The 14,160-nt window shown below is 48.0% G+C and carries 10 protein-coding genes; 9 read left to right on the top strand and 1 reads right to left on the bottom strand.

The annotated features are described in order from the left end of the window. Nucleotides 1-25 precede the first annotated feature (25 nt). The 9 genes from PQG83_RS06980 (at nt 26) to PQG83_RS06940 (ending at nt 12,577) form a co-directional block, all read left to right on the top strand. Nucleotides 26-1,549, top strand: coding sequence for a proteasome accessory factor PafA2 family protein (locus PQG83_RS06980; protein ID WP_312748144.1), 1,524 nt, complete (start codon nt 26-28; stop codon nt 1,547-1,549). Nucleotides 1,550-1,570: 21 nt separating this feature from the next. Then, nucleotides 1,571-1,786 carry a ubiquitin-like protein UBact gene (locus PQG83_RS06975; RefSeq protein WP_312748142.1) on the top strand — a complete coding sequence of 72 codons (216 nt, stop codon included), beginning with the start codon at nt 1,571-1,573 and terminating at the stop codon, nt 1,784-1,786. 2 nt (nt 1,787-1,788) lie between these two features. Continuing rightward, nucleotides 1,789-2,583 carry a proteasome subunit alpha gene (locus PQG83_RS06970; protein ID WP_312748140.1) on the top strand — a complete coding sequence of 265 codons (795 nt, stop codon included), beginning with the start codon at nt 1,789-1,791 and terminating at the stop codon, nt 2,581-2,583. Continuing rightward, a complete protein-coding gene (locus PQG83_RS06965; protein WP_312748138.1) occupies nt 2,576-3,394 on the top strand; it encodes a hypothetical protein in 819 nt (272 codons plus the stop codon). The genes PQG83_RS06970 and PQG83_RS06965 overlap by 8 nt, the downstream gene beginning before the upstream one ends. 22 nt (nt 3,395-3,416) lie before the next feature. Further along, on the top strand, nt 3,417-4,952 hold the full coding sequence (locus PQG83_RS06960; RefSeq protein ID WP_312748137.1) for a proteasome accessory factor PafA2 family protein: 1,536 nt from the start codon (nt 3,417-3,419) through the stop codon (nt 4,950-4,952). A gap of 1,104 nt (nt 4,953-6,056) precedes the next feature. Next, nucleotides 6,057-7,151: an efflux RND transporter periplasmic adaptor subunit gene (locus PQG83_RS06955; protein ID WP_312748136.1), complete on the top strand. Its 1,095-nt coding sequence runs from the start codon at nt 6,057-6,059 to the stop codon at nt 7,149-7,151. A 32-nt stretch (nt 7,152-7,183) separates the two neighbouring features. Further along, complete coding sequence (locus PQG83_RS06950; RefSeq protein WP_312748134.1) at nt 7,184-10,393, top strand: efflux RND transporter permease subunit; 3,210 nt, start codon at nt 7,184-7,186, stop codon at nt 10,391-10,393. A 77-nt stretch (nt 10,394-10,470) separates the two neighbouring features. After that, a complete protein-coding gene (locus tag PQG83_RS06945; protein WP_312748132.1) occupies nt 10,471-11,889 on the top strand; it encodes a TolC family protein in 1,419 nt (472 codons plus the stop codon). Between the two features lie 352 nt (nt 11,890-12,241). Continuing rightward, on the top strand, nt 12,242-12,577 hold the full coding sequence (locus tag PQG83_RS06940) for a hypothetical protein (RefSeq protein WP_312748131.1): 336 nt from the start codon (nt 12,242-12,244) through the stop codon (nt 12,575-12,577). Between the two features lie 310 nt (nt 12,578-12,887). Here the strand turns inward: PQG83_RS06940 and PQG83_RS06935 are convergent, their stop codons facing one another. Next, complete coding sequence (locus PQG83_RS06935; RefSeq protein ID WP_312748129.1) at nt 12,888-14,078, bottom strand: amidohydrolase; 1,191 nt, start codon at nt 14,076-14,078, stop codon at nt 12,888-12,890. Between the last annotated feature and the right edge of the window lie 82 nt (nt 14,079-14,160).

Genomic DNA, 14,160 nt, shown 5'->3' with positions numbered 1-14,160 from the left:
CTTCTCAGCTGAAAGATTGGAACAAATGAATCCTATTCGCCTCTTTGGTATTGAAACTGAATATGGGATTGCGCGGGAAGATATCGAGACCGCCGATCCTGTCGTGGAATCCATGGAACTGGTGCGAGCTTATCTTGACGGACATTTTACCCGCCGCTGGGATTATCGTGGTGAGCATCCCCATGAAGATCAACGGGGTTTTCGGGTGACGGAGTTAGCACAGGATAAAGAAGAGGACCTGTTCGCGGAGCAGGATGCCCATCGGCCTTTTTCCTTCCATGAAATGAAAAGTGACCTTGTCCTTCCCAATGGGGCGCGATTTTATAATGACCATACGCATCCTGAGTATTCCACGCCGGAATGCCGGTCTCTCAAGGATATGGTCGCGCATGATCGGGCCGGCGAGCGTATCCTGTGGATGGCGGCGCAACGCCGAAATCAGGCCCTTGGTGGCCCAATGGTTCAGCTGTATAAAAACAACACGGATTTTCATGGGCATAGTTATGGCTGCCATGATAATTACCTGGTCTCGCGCGAGCTCAATTTCGAGAATTTGGCTCGTGGACTCATGCCTTTTCTGGTCAGCAGGCAATTGATCGCCGGTGCAGGCAAGGTCGGTCGGGAAGCGCAAGAGCGCGGGTTTGAGCCTGGCGGGTTTCAATTGTCCCAACGCGCAGATTTTATGGAGGCCGAGTTGGGGGTGGATACCATGCACAACCGACCGATTCTCAATACGCGAGACGAACCGCATGCGAATCGTGAGCGCTACCGGCGACTACATCTTATCGTGGGTGATGCCAATATGTGTGAATATGCCACGGCCCTGAAAATCGGCACGACTCGGGTGGTGTTGGATATGATTGCCGGCGGGCTCTTGCCGCCCTGTGAGCTTGACTCCCCGGTGCAGGCCATTCAGACGCTCTCTCGTGACCCTGATTTGAGCGCCCTTGTGAAACGGCAGTCGGGCGGCATGATTTCCGGGGTGGATATTCAACGGGAGTACTTGAATTTGGCTAGGAAATATTTTGTTGAAATGGATGAAGAAACCACCTGGATTCTGCGCGAATGGGAGCAGGTATTAGGCCTTCTCGAACGGGATCGATGGCAGCTTGTGGGAAAAATCGATTGGGTGACTAAATGGTGGTTGCTTGAAACCTTTAGGCAGACCGAGGATATCGGTTGGGATGATCCTTGGCTTGCCAGCTTGGATCTGGAATATCATAATCTGGATCCCGATCGTGGCCTGTTTTTCGGGTTGGAAGCCGAAGGGCGAACAACCCGGATATCACAGGAGCAAGATATTCAGGAAGCAATGAAGCATGGGCCTCGTGATACCCGTGGAGGTCTCCGGGGGTTGTGTGTTCAACGATTTGGTCAAGACATTACATCGATACAATGGGAAGGAGTACATTTTGAGGGTCAAAATGGGGGACTGCATCTTGACCTGCTGGATCACCTTGAGCCGGTGGCAGTCGCTCAATGTCGGTCTGTGATTGAGCATGCCGAGACCCCCTTTGATATGATGGAATCCATGGTTTTAAAAAAATAGTTCATGTGGAGGATGAGATTTATGACAAACGAATATGAATATGCCCAAGCCGTTGGCGGTCTTGAACGCAAAGAACGGCCAATCGATCCACTCTCTAGACCATCGGGGCCCGGCGATCAGGAATCAGGTCCTAAACGCCCGGAAACTGATTCACCATCCCGTGATAATCTCATGAAGCGCATGCGCAAGGTGGATCCCAAGCAGGCGGAAAAATATCGCCAACGGACCGGGGAATAAGGATGATGGGACAACAGGGTGACTTCCTTCAGGTTCTGCGAGAACGTGGCTATGCGGTCGAAGACCTTCGGCAGGCGTTCAATGGCGGGACGCTATCAGGCCATCCTGAGATTACAGCCGGGACGACGGTCTTTGCCATCAAGTATGCTGACGGGGTCCTCGTGGCTGGTGATCGGCGGGCAACGGCCGGAAATGTCGTGATGTATGATCGCACCGATAAGGTCTTGGAATTGGATCGGTTTTCTGTCTTAGCCATTGCAGGTGTTCCTGCCACCGCGTTTGAAATGGCCAGAATATTAGAGCATTCTTTTAAGTATTACCGGAGAAGCCAATTACAGGATTTGAGTTTCGAGGGAAAGTTGAGAGCCTTATCAACATTGTTGAAAAATAATGCCCCTGCGGCGTTGGCAGGAACCGGAACCGTGGCGCCAATTTTTGCGGGGTATGACCAACTTGAAGGGAGCGGAAAAATCTTTTTCTATGACATCTTAGGAGCAGAATTCGAGGCGGTGGAATATGCTGTCTCTGGGTCCGGGTCTTCCACGATCCGGGGGATTTTATTTTACATGAATCGGTGGGGGAATGGTCCCGTTGCCGGAATGAATGAAGAGGAAGCTTTGACCTTCGTGCTACGGCTGATGACCAGTGCTGCAGAGTTTGATTCCGCTACTGGTGGAGTGGATGCGCAGGCGCAACTCTATCCCATCGTGAAACGCATATCTGCGGAAGGAGTGAGAACCATTCCGGCGGAGCGGTTGAAATCACTGTTTTCTGAAAAGGTGCTGAATCATGTATGAAGAACCCTATCGATGGATTGAAGCTGTCGCCAATCGTCGGCAATATTTGGACGATCAATTCACACAAGGCAATCCGTTAGTTGCCGTCTCCTTTACCCAGGGGATTTTGTTGCTGACCTTTAATCGGGGTACGGACAAAATCTATGAAATATACGATCGCATTGCGCTCGGAGGCATGGGCCACCCTGCAGATTTGGAGAAATTACGGTATACCCTATTGGATATGGCCCACGTTGAAGGGTTCCAACGGTCTCCGGCCGATGTGACCGCTTCCCGCCTGATGAAAAATGGTCTGGCTCCTGTCATCAAACAAGCGTTTGAGGAAATTTTCAAGGCACCGTACATCGCCAAAATTCTACTGGCAGAAGTCGGGGCTTCTCAGGAACGGGATCGCCTGTTCAGCATCAATTATGATGGCATGTTTGAGGAACAACGCGAATTCGGTTTGCTGGCAGCCTCCGCCTCCATTCGTGGTCTGCTCACTCAGGAATGGAAAGGCCAGAGTCTGCTGTCTTCTCTTCAGTCGGCTGTGGAGCGGAGTCTCCGTTTGTGGGGGATCGCAAGTCTTCTCCAATCTGTACATCCCTCTTCGGATACAGAAGAGGAAGGAACCACCTCTTCGGTAGGCAGTTCCATCTCCACCATTCCAGAGGAGGAGGCAATTGCCTCCAGAATTCGTGAAACGCTGTCCAAAGAAACACTGGAATGTGTCTTCCTGGATCGGGAGAGCACGAAGATGGAAACCTATCGTACTCTGAGTCAGTCGGAACTACAGTCCTTCATTCCTACCGTGTTTCAACCTGCCATCTAAATTCTGGCAGAGCGAGGTCCCTATGCATAATCGAATTTTCGGTATTGAAACCGAATATGGCCTGCTCATCAAGGCCGATCAACCGGACGTGTCTTCTCCTTGGATTGCCCACCGGATCATTGAACATTTATTTGGCCGGAAAAAACACGGCGTCATTGACTGGCATTATCGTGGGCATGATGAACCTCCAGGCAATGGAGGCTTTCTGTTAAATGCAGGCCGGATGTATGTCGATATGGGACATCTTGAATATGCCTCACCGGAATGTCATTCGCTGTGGGATTTAGTGGCAGTAGACCGCGCCGGAGATTGGCTGTTGCAGGACTGTCTGGAAGAGCTTGGGCTTTCCGAACTGGTGTCGATCATTAAAAACAATATTGATCATGAGACAGACGCGACCTTTGGTTGCCATGAAAACTATCTGGTCACGCGGGACTTTCCGTTTACCTATCAAGGGTTGGGGATGCTCATGCCGTTTCTGGTCACCCGCCAGGTCTTTACGGGCGCGGGGCGAATCGGGAAGGCGCGTTCCGTGGACGGCTGGATTGGCTTGGATGATATTGAGGGACGTGGAGGGCCCCAGTCACGGAAATCAACCGAAGAGGGGGTGATCTATCAGATTTCCCAGCGTCCGGATTATATCGTCAACGACTTTTTTGAATGGGTTCAGCATAACCGGGCAATTGTGAATACTCGGGATGAACCCCTGGCCGATCCAGAACGATTCCGGCGGTTGCACTTGCTCATGGGCGATTCGAATATGGCAGAAGAAGCGACTCTTTTAAAAATGGGGACGACCGGCTTGGTTCTGCAATTAATCGAAGAAGGGCATGCCCCGCAAGGATTGGATTTCGATGATCCTGTCCAGACCCTGCGAGCTATCTCTCACGACCCTCAGCAAAAATGGATGGTCACGCTCTCAACCGGCCGGCATCTTTCTGCTTTGGATATTCAAGAGCAGTTTTGGGAAGCCGCCGCCAAACAGTATGCCGGGCAGGATGAGGAAACCGACTGGGTCCTGGGCCATTGGGAATCGGTCGTGAAGGATTTACGAGAGGGCTTTCAAGCGGTGGTCGGCCGGGTTGATTGGGCCTCCAAGCTCTGGTTGTTGGAGAACTTTCGGAAAGCGGAGAAGTTGGAATGGGACGATCCCTGGTTGAAAAGTCTGGATTTGGAATATCACAATGTGGATCCGCAGGCAGGGCTTTATCATGGCATGACAGAAGAAGGCGATGCACCGCGCTTCACGACGAATGATTTGGTCGAATTGGCGAAAGGGCAACCGCCACGAAACACTCGTGCGTTTGGGCGAGCAGAAATCATTCGCCATGTCGTCAAGGAAGGGTGGGCGGATTTTTTAGAAAAGGCGACAGGCCATCACGATCCGCGTCGTCCGCCCTATGTCATCAATTGGTCGGTTTTGCAACTTCAGGGGAGTCCGGCTTTTGTCATGGCCGATCCCTTTCGCAGTTATGTGCAGGAAAGTCGGGATTATTGCGCAGACTGGTCTTCTCGTCCTTCCCATGAATCCCTCTCGAAGAAGGAAATGCCTAAGTAAGGTCGAGGGAAAAGACCCTGCGACTGAGCCGTTTTGATCTTTTTGCTCCTTTACTCCCATTTTTTTTGAGTGGTAATTTAATCTTTGAGAGGGGAAGCCAGACAGGTGATTGTCTGGAGCGTTACTAAAACTGTTTTCAAGCAACCTCAGCTCTCGACTTTTTTGAACTTTTCCTGTGGGAAGTGCAGGTGAAATGACACGCCTGGAGTCTCAGGCTTTCGTGGTTTCGTGGTGGTTGGCTGTGGTTAATCGTGGGGCTCCGGCGCATGGGAATATTTCTTGACAAGGGAATCCTAGAATTATGGGCATTTTATTAGATGTTTTTAACTAGTCGAGCCGATGAGAATTTGGCTCATCACTTGCTCTTTATTAAAATAAGAGATGAATGAATTTTTTCATTGTCAATGCGGTCAAAACTTTAGATTCACCCAAACTAAGCTAGTCTTGCATAAGGATGAGTCAATGCCGTGCCAATTAATCGAGTGCGCTTTTTCGCAAAATCGAGAGTGAAACGAGTATGCCCTAGATCTTGATTGCTGAAAACTTAATGTTGTTCTGTCAAAAAAAAGTTGGCGGAATGTTCAAGGTTATTATGTAGTCATTAATCAGGATTAAACTTTTATAGACCACGTTTGGAAAATAATCTTGGTGTCAAATTCCAAGATAACCTGTTGTCTGTCATGACAGACACTTTGTAATCAACATTCAGTAAAGCTAGCCTCGGTGCGGAAAAATCCTAACGTTCACCTTTTGGCCCTTGGGGAAACTCCCTGGTAGGAGTGGATGTCCCTCCCTGCACTCAAATCGTTATTGTCTTGATTTGAGGAAACTTCTTGGTGTCTTACTGGGCTTTCCGTATCAGGCCGTGTACCTCAAGCATATAACGCTTGAGTTCCTTTTATGGGATAGCCGCTTCCTTACCCTAATTTCATCTACCTGGGTTGGGCTCGGTTTTTCTTTCTGATAGATGAATGTTCGGAGTAGGTTTAAAGATTTTTATACTCAAGACTTTATGTGATTGGGATATCCCCATCCGTATTTATGAAGCATGGGAACACAATCCGTTCCATTGTTCAAAATTTTACTTCGAATAAAGCACTCAACATGAAAACTCACGTAGTCCTGTGTTTTGCCGTCTGCTTACTCACGGTATCCTGCACCTATAAAAAAGAGGCAGAAAGCGTTGATACCCATAAGGTGATTTATCCCATTTTAGAAGACGTCACCTATAGCAAAAAATATGTCGCCCAAATTCAGTCGGTAAACTATGTAGAGATACGAAGTAAAATTAGAGGGTATATTGGGAAAATCTATGTGGATGAAGGGCAACCGGTCAAGAAAGGGCAGTTATTGTTTGCTCTGACCCATAACGTATTTGAAAAAGAATTACAAAAAGCAAATGCGGCATTCCGAAGTGCCGTGGCAGATCTAAAGGTCGCGGAAGTTGAATTAGCAAACGTGAGAGTGCTGGTAGAAAAAACCATTGTGTCCAAAACCGAACTGTATGTCATTCAAGCCAAGGTCGATGCGTTGAAAGCGGACGTGGAAGAAGCTCTGGCAAATAAAGAGCAGCAAGCCTTAAATCTTTCGTTTTCAAGAATAAGAGCTCCTTTTGACGGTTTTATTAATCGTATTCCAAATAAGGTGGGAAGTTTGATAGCCGAAGGAGACATCTTGACCTCACTGTCTGATAATCATGAGGTATTCGCCTATTTCAACCTTTCAGAAGTGGATTATCTTAACTACATTGCTTCTGGCGAACAAGGGGCCAAAGCTGTGAGCTTTGAACTCGCCAATCAAGTCCTTTATGAGTATGAAGGGACTATAGAAATGATTGAAAGTGAATTCGATAGCTCAACAGGGAATATTGCGTTACGGGCAAGGTTTCCTAATCCTGACGGACTGTTAAAACAAGGGGCGAATGGTAAGGTCATCGTCAATGAAACCCTTCAAGATGCGTTGGTGATTCCGCAAAAATCCACCTTTGAAATTCAAGACAAATTGTATGTGTACGTCGTCAATAAGGATAATGTCCTTGAGCAAAGGAATATTGTTTCAAAAATGCGGTTGCCAAAATTTTATGTTGTGGAGTCCGGTTTATCCAATGACGAACAGATACTTTTCGAGGGTGTGGAGAATGTCATGAATGGAGACCAAGTGCATCCTGTTCACGTGAAAATTGCCAGGGCGATGATGTGAATCCCTACCGACCGGAAAAGAATTAGATACACATGACAGCTATATTTATTCATCGTCCGGTCCTTTCCATTGTCATTTCTCTGTTAATTACCTTACTGGGCTTGTTGTCCTTTACCCAGCTCCCTGTCACTCAGTTTCCAGAGATTACGCCTCCCGAGGTCAATGTGACGTCCAAATTTATCGGGGCAAATGCCGAAGCGGTGGTCAAGGCGGTTGTGACCCCGCTTGAACGAGCCATTAATGGTGTCGCCGGAATGGCCTACATGGCGTCCGTTTCCGGCAATGATGGCACGAGCATTATCCAGATTATTTTTAACGCCGGGACCGACCCGGAAATTGCCGCTGTGAATGTCCAGAACAGAGTGGCTTCCGCCTTGGAAGAGTTGCCCCCAGAAGCAATAAAATCCGGGGTAATCGTCGAGAAGGTGCAAAACAGTATGTTGTTGTATATCAACATTCTCAGCCTGGATCCCACCATAGACGAAAAATTTCTTTACAATTTTACCGATATCAATATCCTGAAGGAGCTGAAAAGAATAGATGGGGTAGGGTTTGCTGAAATTATGGGTTCAAGGGAATATGCCATGCGTGTGTGGTTAAGGCCCAATAAACTGGTCATGTACAACATTTCAGCCCTCGAGGTTATTGAAAAACTACAGGCCCAGAATGTAGAGGCCGCGCCGGGTAAAATTGGTGAAAGCTCAGGTAGGGATAAGAACGCCCAGGCCCTTCAGTACGTATTAAAATATACCGGCAAGCACAACACCAAAGAAGCCTATGAAGACATTGTGTTAAGCAGTACGGATGAAGGGGAAATTTTGCGGCTAAAAGATGTCGCAGACGTTGAATTCGATTCACAAGATTATGATGTTCTTTCCAAAGAAAACGGGCAAGCCTCTGCTGCGATTCTGTTAAAACAGCGGCCTGGCAGCAATGCCAAGGAAGTGATTCAATCGATCAAGGAAAAAATGCAGGAAATAAAATCAACGGCTTTTCCCCCGGGAATGGATTACAGTATCAGTTATGATGTTTCTGAGTTTTTGGATGCCTCCATTGACCAAGTTCTGACAACGTTAATTGAAGCATTTCTTTTGGTATCCCTGGTGGTGTTTGTCTTTTTGCAGAATGTTCGACTCACCCTCATTCCTATTTTGGCCGTACCGGTATCCCTGGTCGGCACATTTTTCTTTATGCACATAATGGGTTTTTCCCTGAATCTCATCACACTATTTGCGTTGGTGCTTGCCATAGGTATTGTTGTCGACAACGCGATCGTGGTGATTGAAGCCGTTCATGCCAAAATGGAGAATTCAGGAATTGGAGCCCAGCTGGCTACGGAACAAGCCATGCATGAAATTAGCGGGGCCATAATTGCCATTACTCTCGTCATGTCGGCTGTGTTTTTGCCTGTCGCGTTTATGGATGGCCCGACGGGAATTTTTTATAGGCAGTTTTCCTTGACTATGGCCTGTTCAATTATTCTTTCAGGGGTCACCGCCCTCACACTGACTCCTGCCCTCTGTACCGTTTTTCTTAAAAATACTCACCACAGCCAACAGCCTCAAGATGGGCGGCTGCAGAGATTATTTCATGGGTTTAATCATTGGTATGACAATCTGTCCGATAATTATAAAAAACTTGTCAGCGCGATAGCGAACAGAAGAGTAGTGACTTTTGGGATCCTGCTTGGTTTTTCCGTAGGCGCTGGTTTGGTCGGGGCGTTTGTTCCCTCGGGCTTTATTCCTAATGAAGATCAGGGGACAATTTATGCCAATGTTACTGCTCCAACAGGCGCGACTCTTGAACGCACGGAAAAAGTTGTGGATGAAGTGCAACAGATTGCATCCGGATTAGAGGATGTGACATCCGTCTCAAGCCTTGCGGGATTTAGCATCCTGTCTGAAGGTACGGGTTCCGTTTATGGGATGAATCTCATCAGTTTGAAAAATTGGAATGACCGAACGGCCTCTGATAGGGATATTATTGGCGTTCTGGAGGAAAAAACCAAACATATTAAAGATGCCAGTATTGAATTTTTTACCCCTCCCCCCGTACCGGGTTATGGGAATTCCAGTGGTTTTGAAATGCGGTTATTAGACAAAACCGGTTCGGATTCCCTTGCGGAATTGCAAAAAACGGCCGATGACTTTGTCGATGACCTCAACCTACGGCCGGAAATCGCTAATGCCTTTACCACGTTCAATGCCCGTTTTCCACAATATTTGTTACATATTGATGGCGAGAAGGCGGCGCAAAAGGGTGTCACGGCGGAAAACGCGATGAATACCCTTCAGGCCCTGATTGGCAGTGTGTATGCGACCAACTTTATCCGTTTCGGTCAGATGTATAAAGTCATGGTACAGGCGCTACCCGAATTTCGTGCAGAACCTGAAGACCTGATGAAGTTATATATTAAAAATGACGCGGGTGAAATGGTCCACTTTTCTTCTTTTCTCCGTGTTGAAAAAATTTATGGTCCTGAACAGGTGACCCGTTACAATATGTACCCATCCGCCATGATCAATGGGCAGCCTGCAACCGGGTATAGCAGCGGTCAAGCTATTACGGCGATCAAAGAGGTGGCTGCCAGTAAATTACCGAAAGGGTTTGGGTACGATTGGGCAGGGTCTTCGCGAGATGAAGCCCAGATGGGCAATCAGGCCATTTACATTTTTCTCATTTGTTTAATATTCGTGTATCTACTCCTCGCCGCACAATATGAGAGTTTTCTGCTGCCCATGCCGGTGATTCTTTCGCTACCCATTGGGGTGTTTGGAGCCTTATTTTTCCTCTTGCTGATGGGATTGGAAAATAATATCTACGCTCAAATTGCGATGATCATGTTAATCGGCATCCTCGGTAAAAATGCCATTCTGATCATCGAATTCGCCACGTTGCAACAAAAGGGAGGGAAAACCCCGCTTGAAGCAGCCATTGAAGGGGCGGCCATTCGTTTGCGTCCTATTTTGATGACATCATTTGCATTTATTGCCGGGCTTCTTCCGTTAATGTTTGCCTCGGGTGCAGGGGAGATTGGGAACAATACCATTGGCTCGGCGGCGGCTGGAGGTATGTTGTTCGGGACCATTTTCGGCGTGATTCTTATCCCGGGTTTATTTGTGGTATTTGCAACGATGGGAACGACAAAAAATCTTGAGGAAGAATCAAAAACAGGGAAGGCTCCGCGATTGAGTTTCAAGTCCCGGTTTAAATTTGCCCGCAGGTTGGCCAAACTTCAATAGTTCCTGATTCCTCAGGGAATTCCACCGAATTTCAACGAATATTAGGATCTTTTCGCTCATAAACCATGAAACGTTATATGTATACCAGTCTTATCATTCTGTCCATAATTGTATTTTTCAATGGGTGCACAGGACTTAAAACCGACTTGGCCATTCCGGAAAACGAAATGCCCACAAGCTTTAAGGATAAAACAGATACCACCAATATTGCTGACATCCAGTGGAAAGATTACTTTGTCGACCCCCTCCTCCATGAATTAATAGAAACCGCCATCAAGAATAACATTGATTTACAAATGGCATTGCAGCGAATTGAAATTGCGCGTTCAAGTGTCAGAGCAGCAACCGGAGCACTGATGCCGACGATGGGTTTGGGCGTCGGAACCGCCATTCGCCGATTCGGACTGTACACCATGGACGGGGCAGGGAACTCGACGACCGACATTACTCCCGGACAAACCGTTCCCACCAATTTGCCTGATTTGTTTGTGGGCTTACAGTCATCGTGGGAGGTCGATATTTGGGGGAAGCTGCAAAACCAGCGCAGTTCCGCCATGGCGAAATTTTTGGGAAGTATCGAAGGGACGAGCTTTGTCGTGTCTAATCTGGTAGCCGATGTCGCAATTTATTATAACGAATTGCGGGCATTGGACAATGAATTGGAAATCATCAGGCAAACCCTCCACACACAGTACGAATCGTTGGAGGTGATTGAATTACAGAAGGAAACCGGCAGGGCAACCGAATTAGCCGTGGAATTATTCAAGGCTCAAGTGCTCAATACCAGTATCTTGGAAAAAGAGGTGCTGCAACAAATTACGATCACCGAAAATCATATAAACTTCTTGTTAGGGCGCTTTCCACAACCCATTGAACGGACCAAAGGCGAATATTTCACAGATATTCCACAGGAGATTTCATCGGGTGTGCCTTCACAATTATTAGCAAACCGCCCTGACGTTCGTGAAGCCGAATTTCAGATCAAGGCCAGTAAGTTCGATTTGAAAGTGGCTAAAGCTGCGTTTTTCCCAACTTTTAATATTACGGCAAGTTTTGGGTTTCAAGCCTTCAATCCCGATTTTTTATTTGTGGCGCCCGCCTCAATCGCGTATACCGCGGTGGGCACGTTGGTCGCCCCACTTATTAATAGAAATGCCTTACAAGCCCAGTTCCATTTTGCCGAAGCTCATCAGCTGACGGCCATGTATCATTATCAGAAAACAATTTTGAACGCCTATGTTGAAGTGGCCAATGAACTCTCTAACATTCATAACTTGCGAAAAATCAATGCTCTGAAACAGCAACAAAACAAAGTGTTGCGACAATCTGTCGAAACGTCACACTTACTCTATAGATATGGCAGGGCAAGCTACCTGGAGGTCCTCATTGCACAACGGAATGCTTTGCAATCCAACCTCGAATTAATCAATTTTGCCAAGCAATTACGAATAGCGGTCGTCAAAGTATACAAGGCATTAGGAGGAGGATGGAAATAAGAATGGTTACTTCCGGAATTAACATTGGATTGTGGAGCGGTGACTAAGAGGCTGGGATTGGATCGATTGGGCAGGATTTCTCCTAGATGGGAGATAATCGTGTTTGATAAGAACGGGGGGTGATCTTCCTGTAGCAGTTTAAGCTTCAATAGCCCCAAATATCCAATATGGTTGAAAACTTCAACCGATATGATGAGCAGGCTATTACTCTTTCCTTTACCTAGAGCTCGCTATTAATTTGGATCCAATGTACTCTAGGTTTTTCTTGTATCATGACTCTCGCGCTCCATTTTATTTTGAAAATACAATTATGGGACCGCTAGTAAATAGCCTTGAACCCGGAAAATAATGCATGAAAGTGCAAGCGGGCATATTGGGAGCTTTGTGTGGTGTTGTGGTCTTCACGGGATCGGCCTGGGGCGATCTTTTCGAAGTCAAGAAAATCGTGGAAGAGGCCATTTGCAAAAAAATAGCCACGGATTATGCGAACGATCCCAACTCCCTTACAGTACAAGCCATCGCGCAATTACAAATCTGTCTTGCTCAAACATTAAGGAAGACTGACTCGCCAGTCCTATCAAAAAAATTCGAAAGAGAAACTCTTTCCCCATCGACAGGTATTGCTGATGCCACACTCCCAACACCCCCAACCCCTCCAACACCACCCAAGTCCCTGAAGATGCGGTGAGAATGGGTTTCTTGTCTTTTTCTTCAACCACTCTCCCATAACAAGATACATAAAGAAGACGAATGGAAATGATAGGGGACGTTTTTCTCCTTTTGCTGTGGATAATTTCCATCGGGTAGAGGTCCATTGGTTCAGTCCATACTTCGGGATGGGTCCTCAACCGGATGGCGGAATGACAAACGAATTGGAAGGAGGGTCCAGTCGAACCCCTGAATACTCCGGAGATCTCTCTACCGGCTTTTGGCTTTGTTTAGAGTTTTTTTTAATGACTGTCTTTGTCGCAGTACCTTCGGCAATTTTTTCGAGCTGCTCAGGTACCGGTTGCGGCTTTCTCTCCTTGACTTCCATATCCGATCAACAGCGATTTGACCATTTCATAAAAGCCACTCACCGCAATCAGGATGGTATCGTCGCAGAACTCATAATCCGGCTGATGAAGGCCTGGTGCATGCTCACCAATACCGAGTCCAAAATGGAGGATGGGGCAAACATCGCCAAAATGCCCAAAGTCCTCCGACCACCGAAACGGTTTGGAAATTTCCATGGCCTCAATTCCCGTTTCCAGGCACACGCGCTCCAGGGTATCCACCAGGGCATCATCGTTGATGGTCGCCGGAAAATCCTGCACCCACTCGACTTCTGCAAAAAGCCGTTCCGCCTCGGCACAAAGGCGAACGCACTGCTCCGCGTCGCGACGTAAATTTTGAAGGCCTGCCGCGGAAGCTGCACGAAGCGTAGCACACACGGTTGCTTCTCCCGGTGTGAGCCCAAATGACATGAGTCCCAGCTGCGCATGGGTCAGCGTGAGCATACAATAGGGATTGTCCGTGACCCTGCTCAGTTGGGGCAGCTCAGCCAGAAGCCTTCCGACGGCATTCGCAGGAGAACGAGCCTGTTCCGGCTCGGCCGCGTGAGACGCTTGGCCAAGGAGACGAACTCTCATCCCGACAGACGCACTGGCAAACGTCCCCCGTCGATACACGATATGCCCCCTGGGAAATCCTGGTAGATTATGCAGGGTGATCGCGCAGTCAGGACGGAACTTCTCAAAATTCGGGTCATCGATAATTGCCCGTGCGCCTGCCCCTGTTTCCTCTGCGGGCTGAAACAAGAGCACCACTCGTCCACAGGTTGGTGGGGTGCGATGAAGTAAGGGAGCCAAACCCGCCACGATGGCCATATGTCCGTCATGTCCGCAGCGGTGGGCGATGTTCGCTCCTGGCACGAGCCACTGGGTTTTGTCTGCTTCTTCCACAGGCAGTCCATCCAGTTCACAGCGTATCATCACCGTTGGCCCGGGATGTTGGCCATCATAGACCGCTGCAATTCCATACCCACCGAGATGGGTCAACAGTCTGTCCGGTGGATAGGAATGTAAAAAATTTGTGATGAGTGTTGATGTCATGACCTCCGACCCGGCCACTTCCGGGCAAGCCGCCAGAGAGCCACGAAGGGTGACTAAAATGCCTTCAAGAATGTGGTCCTGCCGAATGTTCTGCATGTTTTTATTTTATGGGGGCAAGGGATCTCTGTCTACTGGCGCGGATTAATTGTGTTCGGTGCTTTGGCCAAACTCGGATGTG

The organism is Candidatus Nitrospira neomarina (assembly GCF_032051675.1).
GTDB classification, from domain to species: Bacteria; Nitrospirota; Nitrospiria; order Nitrospirales; family UBA8639; genus Nitrospira_E; species Nitrospira_E neomarina.
Note: the sequence above shows the minus strand (reverse complement) of the source record. Positions and strands in the feature narration are given on the sequence as shown.

Coding starts and splice junctions, on each gene's coding strand:
- PQG83_RS06980 (WP_312748144.1), top strand. CDS start 26: ATGAATCCTATTCGCCTCTTTGGTATTGAAACTGAATATGGGATTGCG.
- PQG83_RS06955 (WP_312748136.1), top strand. CDS start 6,057: ATGAAAACTCACGTAGTCCTGTGTTTTGCCGTCTGCTTACTCACGGTA.
- PQG83_RS06970 (WP_312748140.1), top strand. CDS start 1,789: ATGATGGGACAACAGGGTGACTTCCTTCAGGTTCTGCGAGAACGTGGC.
- PQG83_RS06940 (WP_312748131.1), top strand. CDS start 12,242: ATGAAAGTGCAAGCGGGCATATTGGGAGCTTTGTGTGGTGTTGTGGTC.
- PQG83_RS06960 (WP_312748137.1), top strand. CDS start 3,417: ATGCATAATCGAATTTTCGGTATTGAAACCGAATATGGCCTGCTCATC.
- PQG83_RS06965 (WP_312748138.1), top strand. CDS start 2,576: ATGTATGAAGAACCCTATCGATGGATTGAAGCTGTCGCCAATCGTCGG.
- PQG83_RS06975 (WP_312748142.1), top strand. CDS start 1,571: ATGACAAACGAATATGAATATGCCCAAGCCGTTGGCGGTCTTGAACGC.
- PQG83_RS06935 (WP_312748129.1), bottom strand. CDS start 14,078: ATGCAGAACATTCGGCAGGACCACATTCTTGAAGGCATTTTAGTCACC.
- PQG83_RS06950 (WP_312748134.1), top strand. CDS start 7,184: ATGACAGCTATATTTATTCATCGTCCGGTCCTTTCCATTGTCATTTCT.
- PQG83_RS06945 (WP_312748132.1), top strand. CDS start 10,471: ATGTATACCAGTCTTATCATTCTGTCCATAATTGTATTTTTCAATGGG.